At 61.3% G+C, this 25,900-nt stretch carries 18 protein-coding genes; 9 read left to right on the top strand and 9 right to left on the bottom strand.

Annotated features, from left to right (window positions below; all coding sequences use genetic code 11):
• Positions 1 to 138: 138 nt before the first annotated feature.
• The 7 genes from AC1RNP_RS14415 (at position 139) to AC1RNP_RS14445 (ending at position 9,272) form a co-directional block, all read left to right on the top strand.
• Positions 139 to 2,328 (top strand): polysaccharide lyase 6 family protein, encoded by a 2,190-nt coding sequence (locus tag AC1RNP_RS14415; protein ID WP_493051963.1) that lies wholly within the window; start codon positions 139 to 141, stop codon positions 2,326 to 2,328.
• Complete coding sequence (locus AC1RNP_RS14420) at positions 2,325 to 4,586, top strand: alginate lyase family protein (RefSeq protein WP_493051964.1); 2,262 nt, start codon at positions 2,325 to 2,327, stop codon at positions 4,584 to 4,586. The genes AC1RNP_RS14415 and AC1RNP_RS14420 overlap by 4 nt, the downstream gene beginning before the upstream one ends.
• Entirely contained in the window at positions 4,583 to 5,902 is a 1,320-nt protein-coding gene (locus tag AC1RNP_RS14425) for an MFS transporter (protein WP_493051965.1), read from the top strand. The genes AC1RNP_RS14420 and AC1RNP_RS14425 overlap by 4 nt, the downstream gene beginning before the upstream one ends.
• A 37-nt stretch (positions 5,903 to 5,939) precedes the next feature.
• A complete protein-coding gene (locus AC1RNP_RS14430) occupies positions 5,940 to 6,692 on the top strand; it encodes an SDR family NAD(P)-dependent oxidoreductase (RefSeq protein WP_493051966.1) in 753 nt (250 codons plus the stop codon).
• 76 nt (positions 6,693 to 6,768) lie between these two features.
• A complete protein-coding gene (locus AC1RNP_RS14435) occupies positions 6,769 to 7,932 on the top strand; it encodes an SGNH/GDSL hydrolase family protein (RefSeq protein WP_493051967.1) in 1,164 nt (387 codons plus the stop codon).
• A complete protein-coding gene (locus tag AC1RNP_RS14440; protein ID WP_493051968.1) occupies positions 7,929 to 9,041 on the top strand; it encodes a sugar kinase in 1,113 nt (370 codons plus the stop codon). Before AC1RNP_RS14435 ends, AC1RNP_RS14440 begins: the two co-directional genes overlap by 4 nt.
• Positions 9,042 to 9,074: 33 nt before the next feature.
• The gene (locus AC1RNP_RS14445; protein ID WP_493051969.1) at positions 9,075 to 9,272 is read left to right on the top strand and encodes a tautomerase family protein; all 198 of its coding nucleotides are present in this window, start codon (positions 9,075 to 9,077) and stop codon (positions 9,270 to 9,272) included.
• A gap of 263 nt (positions 9,273 to 9,535) precedes the next feature.
• Here AC1RNP_RS14445 and AC1RNP_RS14450 read toward each other — a convergent pair whose 3' ends face one another.
• The 3 genes from AC1RNP_RS14450 to AC1RNP_RS14460 form a co-directional block, all read right to left on the bottom strand.
• Positions 9,536 to 10,456: an MBL fold metallo-hydrolase gene (locus tag AC1RNP_RS14450; protein WP_493051970.1), complete on the bottom strand. Its 921-nt coding sequence runs from the start codon at positions 10,454 to 10,456 to the stop codon at positions 9,536 to 9,538.
• A gap of 618 nt (positions 10,457 to 11,074) precedes the next feature.
• A complete protein-coding gene (locus tag AC1RNP_RS14455) occupies positions 11,075 to 13,039 on the bottom strand; it encodes a TonB-dependent receptor plug domain-containing protein (protein ID WP_493051971.1) in 1,965 nt (654 codons plus the stop codon).
• 108 nt (positions 13,040 to 13,147) lie between these two features.
• Positions 13,148 to 13,567, bottom strand: coding sequence for a MerR family transcriptional regulator (locus tag AC1RNP_RS14460; RefSeq protein WP_493051972.1), 420 nt, complete (start codon positions 13,565 to 13,567; stop codon positions 13,148 to 13,150).
• Between the two features lie 406 nt (positions 13,568 to 13,973).
• Between AC1RNP_RS14460 and AC1RNP_RS14465 the strand changes: the two genes are divergently transcribed.
• On the top strand, positions 13,974 to 15,884 hold the full coding sequence (locus tag AC1RNP_RS14465) for a di-heme-cytochrome C peroxidase (protein WP_493051973.1): 1,911 nt from the start codon (positions 13,974 to 13,976) through the stop codon (positions 15,882 to 15,884).
• Positions 15,885 to 15,948: 64 nt separating this feature from the next.
• Positions 15,949 to 17,841, top strand: coding sequence for a di-heme-cytochrome C peroxidase (locus AC1RNP_RS14470; RefSeq protein ID WP_493051974.1), 1,893 nt, complete (start codon positions 15,949 to 15,951; stop codon positions 17,839 to 17,841).
• A gap of 239 nt (positions 17,842 to 18,080) precedes the next feature.
• Here AC1RNP_RS14470 and AC1RNP_RS14475 read toward each other — a convergent pair whose 3' ends face one another.
• The 6 genes from AC1RNP_RS14475 to rbbA are packed head-to-tail and all read right to left on the bottom strand — an operon-like array spanning position 18,081 to position 25,883.
• Positions 18,081 to 19,328, bottom strand: coding sequence for an acetate/propionate family kinase (locus tag AC1RNP_RS14475; protein ID WP_493051975.1), 1,248 nt, complete (start codon positions 19,326 to 19,328; stop codon positions 18,081 to 18,083).
• Positions 19,325 to 20,752 carry a bifunctional enoyl-CoA hydratase/phosphate acetyltransferase gene (locus AC1RNP_RS14480; RefSeq protein ID WP_493051976.1) on the bottom strand — a complete coding sequence of 476 codons (1,428 nt, stop codon included), beginning with the start codon at positions 20,750 to 20,752 and terminating at the stop codon, positions 19,325 to 19,327. The genes AC1RNP_RS14475 and AC1RNP_RS14480 overlap by 4 nt, the downstream gene beginning before the upstream one ends.
• Before the next feature lie 53 nt (positions 20,753 to 20,805).
• Entirely contained in the window at positions 20,806 to 21,552 is a 747-nt protein-coding gene (phbB, locus tag AC1RNP_RS14485; protein WP_493051977.1) for an acetoacetyl-CoA reductase, read from the bottom strand.
• Positions 21,542 to 22,030, bottom strand: coding sequence for a phasin family protein (locus AC1RNP_RS14490; RefSeq protein ID WP_493051978.1), 489 nt, complete (start codon positions 22,028 to 22,030; stop codon positions 21,542 to 21,544). The genes phbB and AC1RNP_RS14490 overlap by 11 nt, the downstream gene beginning before the upstream one ends.
• A 41-nt stretch (positions 22,031 to 22,071) precedes the next feature.
• A complete protein-coding gene (locus AC1RNP_RS14495) occupies positions 22,072 to 23,199 on the bottom strand; it encodes an ABC transporter permease (protein WP_493051979.1) in 1,128 nt (375 codons plus the stop codon).
• Between the two features lie 2 nt (positions 23,200 to 23,201).
• Positions 23,202 to 25,883, bottom strand: coding sequence for a ribosome-associated ATPase/putative transporter RbbA (gene rbbA / locus AC1RNP_RS14500; RefSeq protein WP_493051980.1), 2,682 nt, complete (start codon positions 25,881 to 25,883; stop codon positions 23,202 to 23,204).
• Positions 25,884 to 25,900 lie beyond the last annotated feature (17 nt).

The raw sequence follows: 25,900 nt of genomic DNA on the forward strand, positions 1-25,900 counted from the left end.
GGATAGGCCATTTAAGCCGTATTTTCATGTGCAAATGCAGCAATGCTTGCCAGTATCTGCGCATGCCAGTTACGTTATATTGGACTGACCAACTGATGGGCGGGGCTGGATGAGATCGGCGAATCGGGAAAAGGCAGCATGTGCAGGCTGAAAGCGGCCGCGATCGCCGGGATGCTCTTGCTCGTTGTTGGCTTGCAGGCAATGGCCGGCGAGCGGTTGGTCCACGATCCGGCGGCCTTCGCCCGGGCCGTGCGTGACCTGCGGCCGGGCGACACGGTGGTGCTGGCCGATGGGCAATGGCGAGATTTCCAGGCCCTGTTCACCGGCAAGGGCACGGCCGATCGCCAGATCACGCTCACCGCGCAGACGCCGGGCAAGGTCGTACTGACGGGGCGTTCCAATCTGCGCATGGCCGGCGAATATCTGGTGGTGTCGAACCTGGTCTTCCGCGATGGCTGGTCGCCGACCGGCGAAGTGTTCTCGTTTCGCCGCTCGCCGGAGGCGCGCGCCAACCACAGCCGCGCCACCGGCATCGTGATCGATCGTTTCAACAATCCCGACCGCCGCCAATCCGACCACTGGGTCGCCATGTACGGGCATGACAATCGCTTCGACCATGGTCAGCTGGTCGGCAAGAACAATGCCGGCACCACGCTGGTGGTGATCCGTGATGCCGGGCAGGGCTTGGACAACCGCCATCGCATCGACCACAACTGGTTCGGGCCGCGACCCAATCTGGGTTCGAACGGCGGCGAGACCATGCGTGTCGGCACCAGCCACGATTCGCTGTCGGATTCGCATACCGTGGTCGAGGACAACTGGTTCGAGGGCTGCGATGGTGAAGTGGAGATTGTCTCCAATAAGTCAGGCGGCAACACCTATCGGCGCAATGTCTTCCATCGTTCGCAGGGCGCGCTGGTGTTGCGGCATGGCGACGGCAATCTGGTCGAGGACAACATCTTCCTTGGTGGCGGCAAACCGCATACCGGCGGCGTGCGGGTCATCAATCGTCGCCAGATCGTGCGCAACAATTATTTCGAAGGCCTGCGTGGCGACGGCTTCGCTTCCGCGCTGAGCGTGATGTATGGCGTGCCGAATTCGCCGATCAACCGCTATGCTCAGGTCGACGGCGCGGTGATCGAAGGCAACACATTTGTCGATGTGGACAGCCTCCTGCTCGGTGCCGGCAAGGACGAGGAGCGCTCGCTCGCGCCGGTGAACAGCCATTTTCAGAAGAACCTGATCGTCGGTAAGCAGGATCCGGTCAAAGTGTTGGGCGATGTGTCGGGTATTGCCTTCGCCGGCAATGTGCAAAGTCCCGAAGCTTCGCTGCGATTGCCGGAAGGTGTGCACGCTCGTCATGTGGACCTGCGAAAGAGTGCGACCGGATTGCAGGTCCCGCGAGACCCCATGGACGCCGGTGCTCGACCGGAGTTGCGTCCGATCCCGCGAGAAAACGTCGGTGTCTCCTGGTATCCGAAGGAGAGGGCAGGGATCGACTTCGATACAGGCGTGACATTGCGGGTCGAGCCGGGCGAAGAAACACTGTCGCGCGCCATCGCGCGATCGTCCGTCGGCGACCGGATCGTGCTGGGAGCCGGGCGTTATCTCGTCGAGGAAGTGCTGCCGATCGCGCATCCACTCACTGTTACCGGGCCGGCGCGCGGAGAGGCGACACTCCTCTTCTCGCGCTCGGTGTTGTTCGAGATCGCGCAGGGCGGCAGCCTGAAACTGGAGAACCTGGCGATCTTCGGCAGTGCCGCGCCGGATCAGGCGGGCAACGCAGTGATCCGCACGCGACCCGGATCGGGCGCGGCGAACTACGCGCTGGTACTGGAAAACGTGAAGATCAGCGACCTGAAGGTCAATCGCGCATTCGATGTGATCGCAATGGGCAAGGACACGATGGCCGACACGGTGACACTGCGCCGGGTCGAGGTGCGGGACATCACCGGTTCCGTGCTCACCGCCGCATCCGAGACCGACGATCGCGGCACCTACAACGCCGAACGGGTGACGATCGAGGATTCACGCTTCGCGCAGATCGGTGGTCCGGCCGTGGATCTGTATCGTGGTGGCACCGATGAAAGTACCTTCGGGCCGCAGCTGCGCATCGTCCGCTCGCGCTTCGATCGCGTCGGCGGCGAAGTGCCGAGCCTGCGGATGCATGGCGTGCAGCACGCCGAACTCGTCGGCAACGACTTCGAACGCAGCGGCGCCGTGCGTTTCGTGCGGACAGTAGGCGAACCGGTCTTGCTGGCGTCAGGAAACCGGTTCGTGGAGACACCTGCCATCGCGTCGGATGTGCCGGTCGGAGTAGTGCGATGAGAGCGATCGTGACATGGCTGGCCCTCGCGTTTGTCGTGACGGGGGCGCATGCCCGGCCGGGTGCGGAGCGTTCTGCAGCAGCGGACGAGCACGCGACGCAACCGGTGCTGGTAAGTGAAGGCGACTGGCGACGCATGCGGGCCGAAGGGATGCATGCGCCGATGTTCGCCGCCGAGCAGGCACGCGTGGAACGCCTGGTGCGCGCGGCGATGTCCCAGGGCGTGGTGGTGCCGGTGCCGAAGGATCCAGGCGGCGGCTACACGCACGAGCAGCACAAGCGCAACTATCTGGCGTTGCAAGGGGCGGGCGCGCTCTATCGGCTGACTGGCGATCGCGCCTATGCCGATTACGCGCGCGAGATGCTGCTCGAGTATGCGCGCCTCTATCCGACGCTGGGTCCGCATCCGGCGCGGCGTAGCGAGCAGGCCTATGGCCGCCTGTTCTGGCAGCAGCTCAACGATTCGGTGTGGCTGGTGCATGCGATACAGGGCTACGACGCGATTCGGGACACGCTGGCTCCGGCCGATCGCGATCGCATCGAGGAGAATGTATTCAGGCGCATGGCGCGTTTTCTCTCCGAGGAAACACCGGGCCGCTTCAGCGCCATCCACAATCATGCGACCTGGGCGACGGCTGGCGTGGGCATGACCGGCTACGTGCTGCGCGATCGCGATCTGATCGACAAAGCACTGCTCGGGTTGGCGAAAGATGGTCGAGGCGGCTTCCTTGCGCAGGTCGATCAGCTGTTCTCGCCCGACGGCTATTACGCAGAAGGCCCTTACTACCAGCGGTATGCACTGGCGCCATTCGTGATCTTCGCCGGCGCGATCCAGCGCAACGAACCGCAGCGCGGCATCTTCCAGCGCAAGGACGGTGTCCTGCTCAAGGCGGTCGATACCCTGGTGCAGACCAGCTATGCCGGGTATTTCTTCCCGATCAACGACGCCATGCCGGACAAGGGCCTGGACACCGAGGAACTCGTCGCCGGCATCGCCACTGCCTATGCGCAGACGCAGGACACGCGCCTGTTGTCGGTCGCGCAACGCCAGGGCCGCACTCTGCTGACGCCCGAGGGCTTGCGGGTGGCCGAAGGTGTCGCCGAAGGACGTGCCAAGCCTTTCGCGTTCCGTCCGCTCATGCTTCGCGACGGTCCGGAGGGCGATCGCGGCGGCCTCGCGATCCTACGCATGCGCGGAGAAGACGGCCAGACGCTGGTGATGAAGAACACCTCGCAAGGCATGGGGCACGGCCATTTCGACAAGTTGAACTGGCTGTTCTACGACAACGGCCAGGCCGTGGTGACCGATTACGGCGCCGCGCGCTTCCTTAACGTCGAAGCCAAATCCGGTGGAACCTATCTGCCGGAAAACACCAGCTGGGCGAAGCAGACGATCGCCCACAACACGCTCGTGGTGAACGAACGCAGCCACTTCGACGGTGACTGGAAACGTGGTGAGGCGCATGCGCCGGAGCCTCGGTTGTTTGCGGTCGAAGCAGAGACGCAAATCGTTTCCGCGCGCATGCGCGACGCCTATGAGGGCGTGGTGTTCACGCGAACGCTGGCGCTTGTGCAGCATCCGGATCTGTTGTTTCCCGTGGCCGTCGATCTGCTGCGAGTGGAAGGTACCAGGCCCGCACGCTACGACCTGCCGCTTCACTTCAACGGTCACATCGTGACTGTCGGCTTTCAGGCGCAACGACACGACGAGGTCCGCCCGGTCCTGGGGAAGCGCGCCGGTTATCAACATCTCTGGCTGGATGCCGAGAGTGCTGCTTCGACCGAAGTCCGTTCGTTGTCGTGGCTGCTCGGCGGCCGTTTCTACACCTACCGCTTTGGTGCCAGCACGCCAAGTCGCGCGTTGCTGGTGGAAAGCGGCGCTCACGATCCGAATTTCAATCTGCGCCGCGAGCAGGCGCTGGTCCAGCGCGTGGGCGACGCCGGCGAAACGACTTTCTTCAGCGTGCTCGAGCCGCACGGCGAGTACAACGGCACCGCCGAATACGTGCGCGGTGCAGAGAGTCGCATCGCGGACATCGCATACGTCCACGGCGATGGGGCGTCGGTAGTGGTGTTGACCTTGACGTCCGGCAACACGCTCGCGCTGGCCGTGGCGGACGATCCCGCGCCTGGCAACACGCATCGAGTGACCGCGAAGGACGGCCAGATCTACGCGTGGGAAGGTGCTTGGGCGCGCTTTGACCGTCCGGCCGCGCAATCCGCGCGCTCCGGTTCGACCGATGTGGAGAAAACGCCATGACCAAACGATCAGCGGTGCGCTGGATCATCGTCAGCCTGATCGCCGTGGCCACGGTGATCAACTATATCGACCGCAATGCCCTGGCCGTGATGTGGCCGGAGATTTCCAGCGACATTGGCGCCAGCAAGGAGGACTATGCACTGCTGGTGACGGTGTTCATGCTGTTCTACGCCGCCGGACAGCTGGGCTTCGGACGGCTGTTCGATGTCATCGGTGTGCGTCTTGGCTTCGTGTTGTCGATCGCGGTGTGGTCGATTTCGATCGCGCTGCACGCCGCCGCGCACTCGATCCTGTCCTTCAGCATGTTCCGCGCATTGCTCGGCGTCAGCGAGGCGGGCGCCTGGCCGGGAGCGGTGAAGGCCAATGCGGAATGGTTTCCGGCACGCGAGCGGGCTTTCGCGCAAGGCATCTTCAACGCCGGCGCATCGATCGGCGCGATCGTGTCTGCGCCGTTGATTGCCTTGTTGTTTCTTGCCTTCGGCTGGAAGGGCACCTTCCTGCTGATCGGAGCGCTGGGCTTCGCATGGTTGCTGCCCTGGTGGATCGTGTATCGCGCCGGGCCGGACAAGCATCCCTGGGTCAGCGAGGCCGAGCGTGTGTTGATTCTCGATAGAGCAGTTCCCGATGGATCGGCTCCCGGTAAATCGACGCCGGCCGCGCCCGCCAACACTCCGGAACTTCCGGAGCAAGCCCTCGGCATGCGCGAGCTGATGTCGTATCGCCAGAGTTGGGGAATCGTGCTGGCGCGCTTCTTCCTGGATCCGATCTGGTGGCTGTTCGTGTCGTGGCTGCCGATCTATCTCGTCGAAACCTTTGGCTTCGACATCAAGCAGATCGGCCTCTTCGCCTGGGTGCCATATGTGGGCGCGATGCTGGGCAGCCTGTTCGGCGGATGGCTTTCAGGCCGCCTGATCGCACACGGCTGGAGCGTGCATCGCGCGCGCAAATGGACCATCACGCTGGGCTGCGCGGTGATGGCGCCGGGACTGCTTGGCGCGGTGCTCGCGGCCGAGCCGACGGCCGCGGTGCTGACCATCGCGGCGGTGCTGTTCGGCTTCCAGGTTGCGATCGGCAACATCCAGACCTTGCCCGGCGACGTGTTTCGCGGCAGTTCGGTCGGTTCGCTGGCGGGGATCGGCGGATTGTTCGCGGTCGGCGGCACCTTGATCACCACTTGGCTGGTGCCGGTCATGACGAAGCAGTCGTTCGCACCGATTTTCATCCTGGTCGCGGCCCTGGTTCCGCTGTCGCTGGCGGCGGTGTGGTGGATCACGGGACGCATCGAGCAAGTAGACCGCGCGGCGGGACGCGATTGATCAACGTTGAAACACGAAAACAAAAGGGCACACGAGCATGGATTTCAAAGACAAGGTAGCGATCGTGACCGGTGGTGGCCGCGACATTGGTCGCGCGGTTTCGTTGAAGCTGGCAGCGGCAGGTGCCAGGGTTTGCATCAACTACGCCAACGACGAGGCCAGCGCCCAGGAGACGCTGGAACGAATCCGTGCCGCGGGAGGCCAGGCCATCGTGCACCGCGCCGATGTGTCGCGCAGCCAGGACGTCGGGGAACTGGTCGCGGCCACCCGGACGGCTTTCGGCGAGAACATCGACATCCTGATCAACGTCGCCGGCGGCATGGTCGCGCGCAAACCGTTGGCGGAGATCGACGAGGCCTACTTCCATCAAGTCATGGACTTGAACTTGAAGTCGGTCTTCCTCATGACGCAGGCGGTCGTACCACACATGCGCGAAGGCGCGGCGATCGTCAATTTCGCGTCCCTGGCCGGTCGTGACGGTGGCGGTCCGGGCGCCGCGATCTATGCCACCTCCAAGGCGGCGGTGATGACATTCACCCGGGCCACGGCCAAGGAGCTGGGCCCGCGTGGCATCCGCGTCAACTCGCTGTGCTGCGGCATGATCGCCACTCGTTTCCACGACGACTTCACCAAACCCGAAGTGCGCACGGCCGTCGCCAATGCCACGCCGCTGCGCCGTCAGGGCCGGCCGGAGGAAGCCGCCGACACGGCCGTGTATCTGGCTTCGAACGAGGCCAGTTTCATCACCGGAGCCAATGTCGATGTCAACGGCGGCGTGTTCTTTTCCTGAGCAAGTTCGCAACCGCATCGCGGAGGACGACAGGATGGCATGGCCTGGAATCCAGGCAGGATCGATCAAGCGATGGATGGCGTCGGTTCTCCTCGGGCTCGCACTGGCCATCGTGGCGGACAGCGTCGGCGCGCAGGTGTGGGTGCCGGCATGGACGGCATCGCCGGCGCCCGATCGTCGCGACGGCACCACCGAGGCGCCGTTGCAGTTCGCCGATCAGACAGTACGCCAGGACATGCGCCTTGGCACCTCGGCCAAGGCGCTGCGCTTTCGCATCAGCAACGAGTTGGGCGATGCGCCGCTGAAACTGGATCATCTTGTTGCGTGGCGCGTCGATGCGCCGAACAGGCGACTCCCCGTGCGCTTTGGAGGCCGGGATGCGATCGTGATCCCGGTCGGCGCGGCATTGTTGAGCGATCCGGTCGCCATCGCCACGCCCGCTTTCGCCGAAGTGGCGCTGAGCCTGCACTTTCCCGATCCGACACGTCCGGCGGTGCGGCGCACGGCGTTGCGCGTGGCACCGGGCCAAGTCAGCGTGGCCGACGATGTGCCATTGGAATATCGGCAGAACGTGATTTCAGCGGTGCTGGCCGAGCGCAACAACGATCCGAAGACGATCGTCGCGCTGGGCGACTCGATTACCGAAGGCGCAACTGCGGGCCTGGGAACGGAAGGCGATTGGCCAGCCATGCTGGCACGGCGCCTCGAGCAGGCTTGCCCAGGCCAGTATGTGGTGCTCAACGCCGGCATCAGCGGCAACAAGGTGCTCGATGCCGGGCGTAGCCACAGTGCGCTGGCGCGGCTCGACCGCGATGTGCTGTCGTTGCCGGGTGTGGACTACGTGATTCTGCTGGAAGGCATCAACGATATCCGTCACAGCGGGGCGCCTGACTTCCGTCCAGGCCGCAGCGCCGACGATGTGATCCTCGGCTACCGGCAGATCGTGACACGCTTGCAAATGCACGGGATCCGCACTTTCGGCGCCACGCTCACGCCCTTCGGTGGATCCGAGCGTTATGAGCCTGTATCGACAGCGGCGCGACAGCAGTTGAATGCATTCCTTCGAAAGGGCGGCGTCTTCGCGGGTGTCGTCGACTTCGATATGGTGCTGCGCGATCCCGCGCGGCCCGAATTACTGCCCGATGCACTCACCCGCGATCATCTGCACCCGAATCGTGCCGGGTACGCCAAGATGGCGCAGGCGATTGATCTGTCCCTGTTCGGATGTCAGGCGCCATGACCTCGATCGACACCGTGCTCGCACTTCCGCCATCGGACGGCCGACACTGGGATTGCGTGGCCTTGGGCGAGGTGATGCTGCGCTTCGATCCGGGCGAAGCACGCATCCGTTCCGCGCGCGAGTTTCGGGTCTGGGAAGGGGGCGGCGAATACAACGTGGCGCGCGGATTGCGCAAGACCTTCGGGCGGTCGACCGCGGTGCTGACCGCGTTGCCGCGCAGCGAGATCGGCATGCTGGTCGAGGATTTGATCCTGCAGGGCGGTGTGGACACCAGCCGGATCCTCTGGCGCGAATACGACGAGGTTGGCCGCAGCACGCGCGTGGGTCTGAATTTCACCGAGCGCGGCTTCGGTGTGCGTGCGGCGCTGGGCGTGTCCGATCGCGGGCATTCGGCTGCATCGCAGATCGGGCCGGATGCGTTCGACTGGGATGCGCTGTTCAGTGCCGGGGGCACGCGCTGGCTGCATACCGGCGGCATCTTCGCCGCGCTGTCCGAAAGTACCGCGCAGACCGCGCTGGCCGCCGTGCGCCATGCGCGTCGCCATGACGTTGCCGTGTCCTACGATCTGAATTATCGCGCGAGCCTGTGGAACAGCCATCCGAACCCGGATGCCGCGCGTGAGGTGAATCGCGCCATCGTCGCCGAATGCGATTTGCTGATTGGCGACGAGTTTTCCTTCGCCTCTTGCCTCGGATTGGCGACCGACGGCATCGCGCGTGTCACGCCGATGGATTCCGCGCCGGCCGATGCTGCCTGTCTTCGGGTCTTTGAATCGTTTCCGAATCTGAAACTGATCGCATTCCCGCTGCGCGATGCGCGTTCGGCCACGCACAATGCCTGGGGGGGCGTGCTGCATGCGCGCGATGGCCGGCGTTGCCGGTCGCTGTTGCGACATGAGCTGGACATCCTGGATCGCGTCGGCGGCGGGGATGCCTTCGTGGCTGGCTTGATCCACGGTCTGCTCGACGGCTCCGACCTGCAGCGCGCGCTCGACCTGGGCGTGGCGCACGGCGCGTTGGCGATGACCACGCCCGGCGACAATGCGATGGTGTCGTTGAGCGAAGTCGAAGCCGTCATGCGCGGCGATGGCGCGGCGGCTCGCCGTTGATGGCAAGAATTCCCTATCTGCCGGAGTACATCGATGCCTGAGGTGATCGTCTATGCGCTTTCGGGGCGTACCCGCGAACAGAAGCGGAATCTGATGAAAGCCATCACGGACGCGGTCGCCGAACACTTCGCGATTCCCGCGGCCGGAATTGTGGTGCAGATCGTCGAATCGGATCGTGAGTCGAAATCGAAGGGAGGCGTACCATATGCGGACACGCCAAGCTCGACGTGAAATGGTCTTCGCCTTGGCAATCAGGCTGCGCTTTCGAGAATTGCGGCGTATCGGGATGGGTGCCTGTGCAAAAACTCCAAAAGTCTGAAAAAAAAGTTCTTTGAGTGGAAAAAAAACCGACAGAGACCCGTCGGTTTTTAAAGGATAGTGGACTGAAGGAAACGTAACACTGAAAAGTCTCTACTATCGAATGATAGCGTTTGCGGTGGTTGATCCAGGATCGCACCGCCTTCAGCATGAGTTGTCCGCTACGAAACCAAGGATCAGAAGTCCCAGAACACCGGAACCCATCGGAAGGCATCACCATTGACGGACACACGGCCGACCGATGGGAACGGCAGGTGCGTCGCCACCAGCATCTCGCCGGTACTGGCCAGATCCTTCAGCAGTGCGATGCGCACGCGTGCAGACTCTTCCGGATCATGCTCGAAACCGTTGTGCCAGTTCGGCTGCTCGAAGCCGACCGCGAACACCGCGTCACCGGCGAAGGTCAGCGCTTCACCACCGGAGGCCAGGCGTACCACGCTATGACCCGGAGTATGGCCGCCGATGCAGCGAATGATCACACCGGGCGCCACTTCGCGCTCGTTCTCGAAGGTGCGCACGTAGCCCCTGTACTCGGCCCAGAAGTGCTTGGCGGTCGCGCGCAGCGCGTCCGGGAAGCCCTGCGGCATGTTGGTATGGGTGAAGTCCGGCGACTTCCAGAACTCCACCTCGGACGCGGCGATGTGGATCTGCAGGTCCGGGCGTAGACGCTCCTTTACCCCATCCACCAACAGGCCGCCAATGTGATCCATGTGCATGTGTGTGATCACCACGTCGGTGACCTCGGCCAAGTCAATGCCGGCCGCGCCCAGCCGACGGACCAGCTGGCCGGCACGCGGCAGCTGCAGGTCCGGGTCCATGCCCAGGCCGGCGTCGATCAGGATGGTGCGGTCGCCGCTGTGCACCACCATCACGTTCAACGCCCAGTCGAACGCGTCCTGTGGCAGGTACATCTTGTCGAGCCAAGCCGCGCGTTCTGACGATTGGACGTTGTGACCGAGCATCTGGGTAGGCAGCGGCAGCACGCCATCGCTGACCACCAGCACTTCGATATCGCCCACCTTCAGCGCGTAGCGCGACGGAACGAGTTCGTCGAGTACCGGCGTGGCGGGAGTTGCAGTGTTTTCCAGGCTGAACATGTTGGGTTCTCCACAAGGGTTGGCTGGCGGGCAGCAATGCGGGGCTGGTGCTGTGCAGATCGGGTGATTTGCCGACCGAATCGAACAGCTCTGGTGCTCGCATCGCACGACACAGGCACATCGATGCCAGGGCAGGAAAGCCCGGTGGACAGCGTTGTGGTTCGGTTGAAGGCGAGGTCCTCCGCCGGGGCGTTGGACTCAGACCACGACAGGACGCCGTGTGGGATCAGCGTAGATAACGCGGGGGAAGGGCAGTAGACCCGTGGGAGGGCTCACGGTGTTGCCTTGTGGGCAGCAATAGGGGCGAAGACTGTGCAGAAGTTCGATCCGGCTGAATGTCATGCACGACTCTCGAATGCAGGGAGCGGATATGCGGCGTTGGCGCCGCCCGCCCAAGATGCAGTGGCCACAGGGGAGAACCAATGAGCGGTGACAATTCATCATCGCTCAAGTCAAAGTCCGGCAGCCTTGCCACTCGGGGATTATCTTTGCCGACGGATTCATCGCTGAGGTCGACCTGCGCGCCACTGCGTAGATCAGATCACCGAAATCCGCTTCCGACTCGAAGCAGACATGCGATGCGGCGGCGACGAGGCGGGGATCCTCTGTCGAAACACGCTAAAACTTGAAGCGAACGCCTCCATTCACTACAAAGCCATCCGTTGGCGCCCAGGCATCCACCGTCCACTGACCGTCGGCTGCCCGCTGTGGCAGCGTCATGGGGTGATAGCCGGTCTGCCGGATGTTGAGGATGTTCTCCAGGTTGAGAAATAGGCTTGCCTTGCCAAGCGTGATCTCGCCCAGCGCACCAAGTTCGACATAGGGCCGTCCTGTGCGCCGATACGGGTTGTCATCCAGTGACTGGGTGCCCGTGTAGTACGCCTCGATGCCAACGCGGCCGCGACCATGTTGCTCCCACATTGCAACCAGGCCAGCCGTGTGGCGCGGCGTCAGCGGTACTCGACGCCGGCCTGGGCCATCCGCCTGCGGTTCGGTTGCATCGGTAAACACGTAGCTGCCGGTCACGACGAAGTCTTGCCAACGATAGCGGAGCAACAGTTCGGCGCCGCGTGTGCGGGTAACTCCTTCGACATTGATCAGCCGGACGCGTTCGACACCATCCGGTGACACAGGTGCGGCTGCCAACCTGACGGCGTGGTCGATGTCGGACGCGAACAACGCCACGTTGGTCTCCCAAGGGCCGTCGGCATACCCGATGTCGACAGACGCGGTCCTCGCAGTTTCGGCCTTCAGTCCGCTCAGTGGCTCGAGGCGCGATAATCCTGCCGCCTCAATCTCCTCAACGAACGGCGTTGGCGCGTAGAAGCCCCGGCCCAGCGAGGTGCGCAGGGTCCATTTGCCCGGACGATACAGCACGGAAAGTCGAGGACTTACGTGTGTGCCGTACTTGCTGTGCCTGTCCCATCGTGCGCTTCCGGCGAGCACCAGATTCTCACGCAGCGTATGTTCGATCTGCGCAAACACGCCCGGCACTGTATAGCGATAGTTGAATGCGGGAAACGTCCGCGAAGTGAACCGGTCTGATTGCACGGCCGCGCCCGCGAGCCATGTCGTGTCACCGGACCCTGCGGCATAAGACGCCTCCGCGAAGCTGGTCTGGTGACGGTCATCCTCCACCACCTCGCCATAGCGGTGGGTGTGGTCGGTCTTCATCGCCGATGCACGTAGATATAAGCGGTCCGTTTCACGCATGGGAATCTCGATGACCGTGCCCGCGTCGTATCGGGTGGTGTCCTGAGTCAGGGGGAATGGCTGGCCATCAGGCATCAGCCTGCTCCCCAGCGTGCCGCCCATGCGATCCTCCTTCGTGGCGCCGAAGGTCAGCAGCGCCTTGGCACCGTTGTCCGCATTCCAGAACAGACGCGGCCGCACCGTCCATCGCTCATATTCCGGCATGTCAATCCAGCCGTCGTCATCGAGGTCTTGGCGATCCTGCTCGTGATAACCGCCGACAAGCGAATAGCTCCACGTGTCGGTAATTGGAGACGCCGTGTAGGCAGTGGCGTCATGGCCGCCGCGGCTGGTGACATTGAGCAGCACTTCGGCCTCACGTTCGTCACGTGGCCGTCGCGTGATCAGGTTGATGACGCCGCCGAGCGCTGCCGGTCCATAGAGTGCCGACGCGCTGCCCTTGATGATCTCGACGCGATCCAGGTCCGTGGGCGGGATCTGCAACAGACCGATCGATGAAGACTGCCCGCCATACAGCGGCAAGCCGTCAGCCAACAGCTGCGTATAGCGCCCGCGCAAGCCTTGAATACGGATGTTCGAGGCGCCCAGGGCCGGCGAGGTGCTTTGCACCCGGACACCGGCGGTCTCGGCTACTAGCATCGAGATATTGCCGGGGGACATCAGCAGCTTTTCCTCGATCTCTTCCCGGTTGATGACATCCACGCGAATCGGCTCCTCGGACACGCGGCGTCCCGAGCGCGTCGACTCGACGGTCACCGCATCCAGTTCGACAGCATCCTCGTCGTGGTGGTCGTGCTCATCAGTGGGAGCATCTTGCGCAATTGCGGAGTGGGCAAAGGCTAGAAGAGACAGATGGACCGTGATCGCCAAGGGACGACGGCGAAGCGGGGAACTTGGGGGCATCGAGGGCTCTCTGCGGCGTGCCGGAAGATCGGCCAGATGAGAGGGGCCGTTTTAAACCTTAGAGCAGCTACAAGGTCAACCGGATGGGGCGCCATCGGGTGCATCAAGCGCCTCCAGAATCCGGCACTCCGCGATGTTGCCTCCGGGGCAGCTGCTGATCATCCGAGTGAGTTCACTGCGCAGCGCCTGCAAGTCGCGGATCTTGCCCTCGATGTCCTGGACGTGGGACCTGACCACGTTGTCGACGGTGGAGCAATCAGATTCCCCATAGCTGGAGAAGGCTATCAGCTCACGAATCTGGTCGATGGCAAATCCCAGTTCGCGGCTTCGGCGGACGAATCGCAGGCGCCGAGCATCCCCCGCCGAGTAGGACCGATAGTTGCCGGCCGAGCGCATCGGTGCCCCGAGAAGCCCAATCTTCTCGTAGTAGCGGATGGTCTCCGCCTTGGTCCCCGTCTGCCGGGCAAGCTCGCCAATGGTGAAAGTGGTGGACATGGCTTGACCTTGTAGTGGCTACAGGGTTGATGCGGTCGTGCTGAAGCGAGATCAAGACTACGGCAGCCCTTTTGCGGGTTGACTGGAAGTTTGCAAAGCGAGACGACCATGGAGCATCGCTGTGGGGCAACAGGCGAACCTGTATCAGTTCGCTGTGGCCGTATGGTGGGCGTCTAACCTGGGGTCATCGGCTGGAAAACGTCATATCGCCTGAGCATTCGCTGGCGAGGTATTCCGAGCCTTGGCCCGGATGCCGTTCCATAAGAAATAGTGCGCCAAATAAAGCTTGCTCTGAGGCTCACATCCGTTGCATTTCATGCCTTGTTGAGGGCTTTCACGTCCTCCATACGCCACAGTGTGTATCCATTCGTCCACTCGGGTTGAACTAAACAGGGCATGGTGGACGGTGAGAAACGTTACTTCGATTGCACTGCCAGCTGCATTGGCAATTTGGATTGCGACTGCCTCGCCGTTGTCCGCGGCGGAGAACGTAACAGTCGTCGATCAAGGTTGGAGCGAGCAGCAACGGCAGGCGTGGTACGACGCTTCCGTCGGTTCGCGGATGCTTCCCTTGTCCTGGCTGCTGGCGTTTGAGGAGGGAGGCTCAACCGAGCCGCTCCTGTCCGCCGAGAACGCCAGGCGCTGGAAACTGCCCATGCGTAGCTGGCAGGGCGGCAGTCTGCAATTGCCGCGCGGCATGGCGGTGGACGTGCAGGATGACAGTTGGCTCGCCGAGACGCGCCTGCGCTGGAAGGCTTGGCAAAGTCCGAGTGAGCCGTGGGTGGGGCTGAATTGTTCGGCCTGCCACACGGTCGACCTTACATACAAGGGGACCAGCCTGACGGTGGACGGCGGGGCGACGATGACCGACAGCATGGGGATCATTTACGAAGCCCTGGATGCGGCGCATGCCGCTCTCGAAGATGCCGCCAAATTCGATCGTTTCGCCCGCGCGGTTCTGGGTCCCGACAACTTGTTTGGCACCGGGTACAACGAAGTGAACAAGAGCGCCCTGAGAAGCGCGGTAACGCAGCGGATCAACTCACTGGAAACCTGGCTGCGAATCTCGCATAACGACGTTGTGCCAGGCCCGGGACGCATGGACGCGACTGGCATGGTGCTCAATAAGCTGGCCATCAATTCGAAAGCCGCCAATCTCACTGTCAACCCGACGGATGCGCCCACCAGCGTGCCCGCGTTGTGGCGCACCATGCAGGTGGACAAGCTGCAGTCCAACGGCTTCGCTCCGAACCTGAAGTTCCTGGACGCCAACGGCCATATGCTTGATCTTGGCTATCTGGCCGGCGATGTCGGCGTCGTGATGGGTGCTTTCGGGGACGTCAACACTCATCCCCTTGCTCTCCTGGAGGGATATGCGTCCAGCATTCGCGTCGGCAATCTGATCCGCGTCGACGATCTGATCCAGCAGCTGAAGCCGCCCGCGTGGCCTTCCGCCGTGTTCGGAAATATCAGAACCGAAGCGCTCGCGGAAGGTGCGGTGTTGTATGCGAGCAATTGCGCCAGTTGCCATGCTCCGATTGACCGGAACGACTTGAGAACCCCGCTCAAGCTCAAGCAAGTACGGCTGAAGGCCCACGATGGCGAGGCGCCGATCGGCACCGATCCCTGGATGGCTTGCAATACCTTTACTTTCACTTCGCCCAGCGGGAATTACTTCGGACTTCCGATTCTTCCCATCGGGACCCCGACAAAATTCGGAGTCGTAGGGACCGAAGCCAAGATTGCGGACATGCAGCCAACGGTTGCCTTGCAGGTCATTCTCGGAAAGAAGCTGGAGATGGCCGCAGGTACGGCAGAGATCCTGGCGGGAATCCTGTTTGGAAATGTTCCGTTGCCGACATCGAGTTCCACGACGATGTGGGCATCGACAAACACAAGCACCTTCGAGTCCGGTGGTAGCACGGCCTCGTACCCGGCGCCTCCACTGCTTGCTTCAGCGATTTCTGCAGACAAGGCGCAGCGCAAGGAATACTGCCTGAACACCGATCACGACTTCCTCGGTTACATCGCTCGGCCACTCAACGGCATCTGGGCCACCGCGCCCTATCTGCACAACGGTTCGGTGCCGACCCTGTACGACTTGTTGCTGCCCGCCGAGCAGAGACCCGTTACGTTCTATACCGGCAGCAGTGAGTTCGATCCCGTCAAGGTGGGATATGTCGCGGCCTCCGGTGGCGATAACCATTTCTTGTTCGACACTGCCGTGGAAGGTAACTCCAACGGAGGACATGACTTCGGGCGATTGCTCACTGCGTCGCAACGGCTCGCACTCTTGGAGTATCTCAAGACATTGTGAGCACGTGCCGCTAGCAACGATTTAAAAATCGAAACGCCAGCCTTTAATTAATCTGGAAATATCTATGAACAAAACTTCAAGCTCTCATGCTTTTGCCGTCGCTGTCGCAATCATGCTGCCTATGATTGCTGTCAAAGCCGAGGCTGCAGAAGATCTGAACCAGGGATGGACGGAGTCGAAGAAGGCGGCTTGGTTTGATCTGAGCCAGGGATCTCGCGTGATTCCTTTGTCATGGACACTTGCCTTGGAACGCGCGGATTCCACGGAGCTGTTGTTCTCGGATGAATCGGTGGCAAGGTACGGCGCAGTCATGCGTGATGTGCCAGGGCAGAACGTGCGTCTTCCGCGAGGCATGACGGTCGAGCAAGCAGATGATTCTTTGTTCACATCCACCAAGCTTCGTTGGAAGGCATGGCAAGGCAGCAACGAAAAGTGGTTGGGAATAACCTGTGGCCTTTGCCATACTTCCCAGATTGACTACAAGGGAAACTCCTTCACTGTATATGGCGGGCAAACTCAGGCCGATTTTTCAAAGTTTCTGTTTGAGGACGCTATCAGTGCCTTTGAGGCTGTGCTGAGCGACCCGGCGAAGTTTGATCGATTTGCAAAATCTGTTCTGAATAAGGACATCGTGTTTTTGCCGGGAAGCGGAGACACGCCCGAGAACCGGCAGATGCTCAGAAACTCGATAGCGACTTACATGTCCAAGGTTAAGAGTGTCTATGATGTGGCCGGGATAGATCCGAGGAAAGCCGGTCCCGGACGACTGGATGCAATCGGCTTAATCTACAAGCGGATGACAGCAGAGGCTCATGGCACATTGCCCTCGTTGAATACTGGGCCAGAAGCGCCAGTCAATTATCCGTTCTTGTGGAACTCCCACCAGCAGGACAAAGTGCAGTGGAATGGTGTGGTTCCCAATGACATATGGCTTGGTGGGATCAACCTTGCTGCCTTGGCTCGCAACGCCGGCGAAGTGCTCGGTGTGTTTCCTGATATCAATGTCACGTCGCTGCCGTTTGGCGGAATGGACGGTCTCCTTTCGCCCGGCTATTACTCGAGTATCAATATCCCGAACCTGATCGCGTTGGAGGAGAGCCTCTACACGTTGAAAGCGCCAACCTGGCCGACCAGCTGGCCCGCGCCTGATCCGGCGCGCGTGGAGCGGGGGCGTCAGTTGTACGCGCAGGAGTGCGCCGGATGCCATACGCCTTTGGATCGCAACGATCTGGCCACAAAACTGAACGTGTCAATGAGTTATCTGGCTCCTAATGACGGGAAACCTGGTCTTGGCACGGATCCGTGGATGGCCTGCAATACAGTGACCACTACGGCCAATACTGGTGTCATGAAAGGCATGTACGTCAGTCCGTTCAAGAATACCGGTTCGGTTGCACCGCTCAATACCCTGCTTGGGAATCGAGCTTATTCTGCCGACCTGCTGATCATGCAACCTCTGCAGGCGATTCTGGCTCAGAAGGCGACAGTGATTGTAGATACTATTTTTCAGGGGCCGATTAATATTGCCGTGGCTTTGGTGCAGGCTTTTGGCCTGAGCGATCCTCCCTTCTTCCCGCAGACGGTGGAGCCCAGCGAACTCCCGACAGACGTAGCGGCTCGCAAGCAAGCTTGCCTGAACATCGCAGACCCTCGCATGGCTTACAAGGGACGTCCGCTCAATGGCATTTGGGCGACGGCGCCTTACTTGCACAATGGTTCGATACCCACGCTTTATGACCTCCTGTTGCCCCCCGAAGAACGCCCGAAGACCTTCTATACCGGTGGCATTGAGTTTGATCCTGTTCAAGTGGGCTATGTCAGCACCGCCGGCGGTAAGAACACATTCCGTTTCGACGCTACGGTGGAAGGAAACTTGAACGGAGGTCACGATTATGGAAATGCACAGCTAACCGACGAGCAGCGCTGGGACCTCGTGGATTATATGAAAACTTTGTAAGCAGATTGATTGGCTTCAGTGTCGTCATTGGTTTGACGAGATGCGCGGTAGCTGATTATTAAAAGATATGCGAGGGGCGCGTTTTGCGCCCTTCGCGTTGTCTGATATAAGTTTACCAAGAAGATAATTCTGTGTTATGGCTATAGCTTGGCTCATGATTTGCTGAGTTGTGATGCTGGCGCAAGCAAACTAAGCCATGAAGTTTTTATGTGAGAGCCATGGCGTCTCAGTTGCTGAAATCAGTAGCCAGTAGTCTGCATCGTTGTAGCGACGGTAGCCGCGGCCGCGATCCATTCCTCGTTGGTCGGCTCTACAGCTACCGCGACCTGGCTGACTGGAGCCGAGATCAAGGATGCGCTGGCGGCGTTGGCTTCCGGCTCTAGTTCGACGCCGAAGCAAGCAAGTCCATCGGCAATTCGACGCCGGATTTCCACGTTGTGCTCGCCCACACCAGCAGTGAAGACGAGCATGTCGAGACCCCCGAGTACCGTGACCAAGGCGCCGATCTCACGGACGATGCGGCGAACGTACAGATCCAACGCGATGCCTGCGCGTTCGCCGGCCTTTCCACCTTGCGCCTCGATCTGCAGCAGGACGCTAGGATCGGAGGAAATCCCAGAGACGCCGAGCAACCCGGATTCGTGGTACAGCATGTGGCCGATCTGTTCCAGGCTCAGCTTTTCGATCTCCATCAGATAGATCACCGAACCAGGGTCGAGCGCGCCGGTGCGGGTGCCCATCATCAGTCCGTCCAGTGCTGAGAAGCCCATCGTGGTAGCGATGCTCTTGAGGCAGGACATGGCGCACAGACTGGCGCCACTCCCCAAGTGGGCGGCGATCACGCGGCCGCGTGCCAGGTCGCCGTGGCGCTCCGGAAGGGCAATGGAAAGATACTCGTAGGACAGACCATGAAAACCATAGCGGCGCAGGCCGCGTTCCCAGGCGGTGTACGGTAGCGGCAGCATCTGCTCGACAAGGGGCAGGGTATAGTGGAAGGCGGTGTCGAAGCACGCGACCTGCGACAAGTCGGGGTGCTCGCGAAGTAATACTTCCATCGCTTCCAGCGCAAAAGGCTGGTGCAGCGGCGCTAGTGGGATGTAGCTCCTGAGATCGGTCAGCACGTCAGCATCGATGCGCACGGGCGCGGAGTACTTGCTGCCTCCATGGACGACGCGGTGGCCGACAGCGTGCAATCGGCGTCCACTGAGTCGCGCCGTCACGCGTTCACGGATGTATTCCAGCGCATCGTGAAACGGCCGCTCATGACCCAGATCGATCGATGTGAGCGGGACGCCGGTTTCACAGAAGGCAGGCGTGGAGCCGCCGATGTCCTGTATTTTTCCGTTCCATGCCGGCGCGCGGGACAGTGGCGATCGACCGGCGTCGAATACGGCGAACTTGATGCTCGACGAGCCGCAGTTCAGCACCAGGATCAGATCGCCACAGGTTGGGTAGCGATCGGCTGGAGGAAGCTCAGCGGCGATCATGGCGGATTGGTACGGTAGTGATGGGCGAGCAACACGGCGATGGCGCAGGAGGCGATGCGCGCTTGGCGTGAATCGGCACGGCTGGTCAGCACGATCGGCACCTTGGCACCCAGCACGACTCCGGCACTGGAAGCATGACCGAGGTATTCCAGTTGTTTGGCGAGCAGGTTGCCGCTCTCCAGGTCCGGCACGACCAATATGTCGGCGCGGCCTGCGACCTGCGAATCGATTCCCTTGATCCGCGCAGCGGCAACGGATACGGCATTGTCGAAGGCGAGAGGTCCGTCGAGCAGGCCGCCACTGATCTGGCCGCGATCGGCCATCTTGCAGAGGGCGGCGGCGTCCAGTGTGGCGGGCATCGCCGGGTTGATCGTTTCCACCGCGGCCAATATCGCGACTCGCGGTTCGGCCACGCCGATCACGTGCGCCAGATCGATGGCATTGCGGACAATGTCGGCCTTCTGCTCAAGATCAGGGTTGATGTTGATCGCAGCGTCGGTGATGATGAAAGGGCGAGGGTAGGCCGGTGTCTGCATCAGGAAACAGTGGCTGGCCCGGCGCTTCGTGCGCAGCCCGGAGGTGGACGCGAGCACCGCGCCCATCAGTTCGTCAGTGTGGAGGCTGCCCTTCATGAGCGCCTCGACCTTGCCTTGGCAAGCCAGCTCTGCGGCGCGAACAGCGGCAGCGTGGCTGTGCGGTACGTCCTCGATCGTTATGCCTGCAAGATCAAGTCCGGCTTTTGCGGCTACCATTTCAATTTTCGCGCGTGGCGCGACCAGTATCGGCTGAATCAATCCGGTGGCTTGCGCGTCCAGCACCGCCGCGAGGCTCAGTGCGTCGCAAGGGTGGACCACCGCCATACGGATCGCGCCCAATGGACGCACATGTGCAAGCAGACGCTCCACTCCATCGCTTCCAGGTAGCTCGAGCCGAACATCCGGCAAGGTGGTGCGACTGCGTTCGATCCGTTCGGTGGGTGCGATAACCTCGAGATCGCCGTGAATCACGGTCTCGCCGGACTGGTTGACACAAGCGCAGGCAAGGATGACTCGTTTGTTTTCCGGGTCGCGTTCGGTCACGGTGACGCTGACGCGTAGGGTGTCGCCGATCCTTATCGGGTGCAAAAAATGAAGAGTCTGGCTGCGATAAACCGTGCCCGGACCGGGCAGGCGTGTGCCGAGCACCGCAGAGATCAGCGCAGCACCCCACATGCCGTGGGCGATCACATCATGGGAACGGTTGGAGTTCGCATATTCTGGATCGATGTACTCTGGATTGATATCGCCCGATTGGATCGCGTAGAACTGAATATCTTCCAATGTGAGCGTGCGCTCGATCCCGGCGCTTTCGCCGATAGCGATCTCGTCGAATACGCGGTTGCGAAAGACTTGCAGGCCGTCTGAGATGATGTGATTGAAAGTCATGTCGTGATGTCAGAACTGAATTAGGCATGGCCCAGGTTGTGCCCGTGGCCTTCTCAGTACATGTGCTGTCCGCCGTTCATGGCCAGGTTGGCTCCGGTCATGAATGCGGCTTCTTCACTGCAGATGAAGGCGACCAGGGCTGCGATTTCCGCCGGCCGACCCAGTCGTCCGACCGGGATATGCGGAAGAATCTGTGACTCCAGTATCTCCTTCGGTACCGCCGTCACCATCTTGGTTTCCAAGTAGCCTGGCGAGACGGTATTGACCGTGATGCCCTTCCTGGCCACTTCCAGCGCCAATGATTTCGTGAAGCCGTGAATACCCGCCTTAGACGCCGCATAATTGGTCTGGCCGAACTGACCTCTGGAGCCGTTGATTGAGGCGATATTGATCACACGTCCCCATCTGCGTTCGAGCATGCCATCGATGAAGGGCTTGGTGACGTTGAACATCGAATCCAGATTGGTGCGCATCACCGCATCCCAATTGATCTTGGTCATCTTGTGGAAGGTGCCGTCTCGGGTGATGCCGGCGTTATTGACCAGGATGTCAACCTCATGGTTGTCGGCCTGGATACGCGAGGCCATGTCCAGGCACGATGCTTCGTCAGCGATGTCTGCGCCGTAAGCTGTGAACAGATAGCCTTCAGCAGCCTGATGATCAAGCCAGGCGGCGACATGATCGTTGCCAGGAGAATGAGCAACTAGAACGGTATTCCCCGCGTCGTACAGAGCCCGAGCGATCGCTTCGCCAAGACCACCCATGCCGCCGGTGACCAGCGCCGTGCGATTACTTGTCATGGGCAGCCTCTTTGATGTCCTCCTTTGTTGCGGTCTCGTTCTCGGCCAGGACTGTTGGCGGGGCCGGGTTCCATGTCTTCAGTAGATCGTTCCAGATGCCGCCAGAGGAAGCATCGATGCCGGCTCTGCTTACGATCTGGACGGTATCCTTCTGCCAGGCCCGCATCGCATTCTGCAGACCGGCCACAAACGAAGCCTGTGCTTCCAGGGCGATTTTCGCCGCTGCTTCAGTGTCGCCAAGGCCCAGTAGGAGCCGGTGCCAGAGAATCTCGCCGGGCAACGTTGAGAATGTCCCAAAATCCCGGGCTTTCAACAATTGTTCCGCTTCGTCAGTGGATTCGACGATGTTGTCGTCCATGACGCATTTGCCCAGTTCCAGGCATTTCTGCATGCTTTCTTGGATCAGTCCGGCGATGCGCAGTTGCAGTTCGAGATTGGTCTTGTACAGGTTCAGCGGAAGTTCGGTAGCAGTGGTCATATCGGTTTCCTCAAAGTTGACGCAATCCGTTGTGGGCGACATCAGGCCATCTGGCCGATGGTTTTTCGGAAGCGGGTGAGTGCGACGGTGAAAAGAACGGTGCCGATCGTGGCGATGGCCAGGAACTGCGGCCACACCACATCGAGCCAGGCGCCTCGAAAGAGGATGGCTTGCGATGCGGAGACAAAATGTGTGGTCGGTGCTGCCAGCATCACGGCCTGTACCAGGCTTGGCATGCTTTCGCGAGGCGTCGAGCCGCCGGACAGCATCTGCAGCGGCAATAGTGTCAATATCATCAGCAACGCGAATTGAGGCATCGAGCGCGCTACCGTGGCCATGAAGATCCCCATGGACGTGGTTGCGAAGAGGTGCAGTACAGCGCCAGCCAGGAACAATCCAACCGAGCCATCAATGATGACTCTGAGCGCGCCCTGGACGACCAGGATCAGGGACAAGGCTGCCGCCACCACTACCACTAGACCCATCGACCAGATCTTCGCCAACATGATCTCGGTTGGGGTTACCGGCATCGCCAGCAGGTGCTCAATGGTGCCGTGCTCGCGTTCGCGGATTAGCGCCGCACCGGCCAGCAGTATCGACAACATGGTGACGTTGTCGATGATTTCCATCAATGCGCCGAACCAGCTGCGATCAAGAGTAGGGTTGAAGCGCGCACGCATGGCCAGATCCACTTGTGGCCCGTTTGTGTTGCGGGTGCGCTGCACAAACTCGGCGACTTCGCCCAGGACGATCTGCTGGACATAGCCGCTACCGCTAAACGCCTGGCTCATGCGGGTGGCGTCGACGTTGAGTTGGACTGCCGGCGTGCGGCCAGCCAGTACATCGCGCTGGAAATTGGGTGGTATGTCGAGAGCGAAAGTGAATGCTCCGATGTCCAGGCCGGGATCTACTTCGTTTGACGCGATCATCGATGGCGCAACGAACTGCGGTGGATAGAATGCGGCGGCGATGCGCGCCGAAAGCGGAGATCCGTCCTCGTCGACGATTGCGATCGGCGCCTTGTTCAGTGTTTCCGGCATCGCCGTGGCTGAACTGTAGACCGAGCCAGTGAACAGGAACACCACCAGCGCCCCCATCATCGGGTCACGCCATAATCCCCATAGTTCCTTCATGCCAAGGTGATAGATGTTGGCAAGGTGGCGACGCATACTTAGTTCTCCTGTTTCCTGAGTAGCGCGATTGCCAGGGCCGGGATCGCCAGCGCGAACAAGAGAAGAGGCCAGAATGAGGGCATCAGATCGCCGAAATTCAACGCCTTGTTGAACACGCCGCGGCTGATGGTCAGGAAGTGGCTGGCTGGATACACCTGACCGATTACCGCGCCGGCGCCCTCCAGCGAGGACACCGGATCGATCATGCCCGAGTACTGAATCACCGGAATCATGGTGCCGATCATGGTCACGAAGATCGCTGCGACCTGACTGCGGGTGAAGGTCGACGCCAGTAGCCCCAACCCGGTAGCACCGACCACGTAGACCAGCGCGGCTGCTGTGAGCGTGGTGAAGCTGCCCGTGAGTGGCACGCCGAGTGCAGTCACTGCCAGAAGTGTCATCAGCAGGAAGTTGAGCATCGCCAATGCGATGTACGGCGCCTGTTTGCCGAGCAGGAACTCGCTGCGGGTGACAGGGGTGACATAGAGGTTGACGATCGAGCCCAACTCCTTGTCGCGCACCACTGACAGCGCGGTCAGCATTGCTGGGAACATCATCAACAACATCGGGATCACCGCCGGTACCATCGCTGGCAGGCTCTTGACATCGGGGTTGTAGCGGAACCGGGTCTCGATTGCGGCGGCGTTAGCTGCCGTGTCCTGTCCAAGCTTGTGCCGGGCGATGTCGGCCAGCCAGGTCTGGTGCATACCTTGCACGTAACCTTGTACGGTTTCGGCGCGAGTTGGCATGGCGCCGTCGATCCAGGCGCCGATCTGCACGGTGTTGCCGCGTTGCACGTCGCGTGCGAATCCGGGAGGTATCTCCAGCGCTAGCGCTAATTCGCCGCTGCGCATGCGCCGGTCGAGTTCGATGTAGTCGGCGATCGGCGGATGTTCGATGAAGTAGCGAGAGCCTGTCAGGCTCAGCGTGTAGTTTTGGCTGAGCGTGGTCTGGTCGCGGTCGAGAACGGCGAAGCTCAAATTCTCCACGTCCATATTGATGCCGTAGCCCATGATCAGCATCAGGATCAGGCTACCTGCCAATGCCAGGGTCGCGCGTACAGGATCCCGACGCAATTCCAGTGCTTCGCGCCTGGCGTAGCTGGCGGCGCGATGCGGATCGAAGCGGCGCCGGCGCTGTGGCGCCACGCGGACTGCCGCCTCGGTTGTGGCAGACCAGATGTCGTCTCCGGTCGGTGCGGATTTTCGTGCACCCAAATCTTCCAGATAACCGATGAAAGCCTGCTCCAAGGTGGTGCTGCCGCGCAGACGGGTGAGTTCGGTTGGCGAGCCACTCGCCAACACGCGGCCGGCATGCATCAGTGAGATGCGGTCGCAGCGCTCGGCCTCATTCATGAAATGAGTGGAAACAAAAATCGTGACGCGGTCGCCGCGCGCCAGTTCGATCAACAGTCGCCAAAAACCGTCACGCGCGATCGGGTCGACACCCGACGTCGGTTCGTCCAGGATCAACAAATCTGGTTTGTGCACCATCGCCACCGCCAGCGATAACCGCTGGCGGATACCCAGCGGCAGGCTTTCTGGAAGAGCATCGATCACCGTTTCCAGGTCGAAGCGGCGTGCCATCTCTGCAATCCGCGCTGGAATCTCCGCCTTCGATACCTGGAACAACCGCGCGTGCAGCACCAGGTTCTGGCGTACGCTCAGTTCGGTGTACAGCGAGAAGGACTGTGACATGTAACCGACACGCCGGCGCGTGGCGATGTTCCTCGGATCAACTTGCTGGTCGAATAGCCAAGCCTGACCATCGGTGGCGGGCAACAGGCCGGTGAGCATCTTCATCGTGGTGGTCTTGCCGCAACCGTTGGAGCCGATGAAGCCGAAGATCTCGCCGCGCCGGATCCGAAGATCCACGCCGTCCACTGCCAGGAAATCGCCGAAGCGCATGGTCAGGCCTTTGGCCTCGATGGCAACAGTGTCATCGCCATTTTGCGGCGGCACGATCGCCACGTTTTGGTGATCCCGTCGCCGCTCTTCCGGTAACAATGCGATGAACGCCGCCTCCAGAGATCGGGAATCGGTGTGCGCCAGCAACTGTGCAGGACTCCCGGTTGCGAGCACCCGGCCCGCATCCATCGTCACTAGCCAGTCGAAGCGCTGCGCCTCGTCCATGTACGCGGTGGCGACGATCACCGACATGGCTGGCCGGGCGCGGCGAATGCGCGCGATCAGTTCCCAGAACTGTGCACGTGCCAGTGGATCGACGCCCGTGGTCGGTTCGTCCAGGATCAGCAGGTCGGGATCGTGAATCAGTGCGCAGCAAAGACCCAGCTTTTGCTTCATGCCGCCGGAGAGCTGGCCGACCGGCCGTTGCAGGAATGGATACAGGTCCGTGCTACGGGTCAGTTCGTCGATGCGTCGACGACGCTCATCCGCAGAGTGACCGAACAAGCGGCCGAAAAATTGCAGGTTCTCCTCTACCGACAGGGTCGGGTAAAGATTCCGACCCAGCCCCTGTGGCATGTAGGCGATACGCGGACAGACCTGCCCGCGATGGCGGCGATTGGCCATGTCGCCCCCCAGCACGTGCACATGGCCTTGGCGTATCCGGCGCGCACCGGCGACCAGAGCCAAGAGACTGGATTTGCCCACGCCGTCGGGCCCGATTAATCCGACGGTGCATCGGCTCGGAATATCCAGGCTGACATTGTCCAATGCCACGGCCGCGCCGTAGCGTA

The sequence above is a fragment of the Luteimonas sp. GW821-FHT14E02 genome (genome assembly GCF_058803905.1).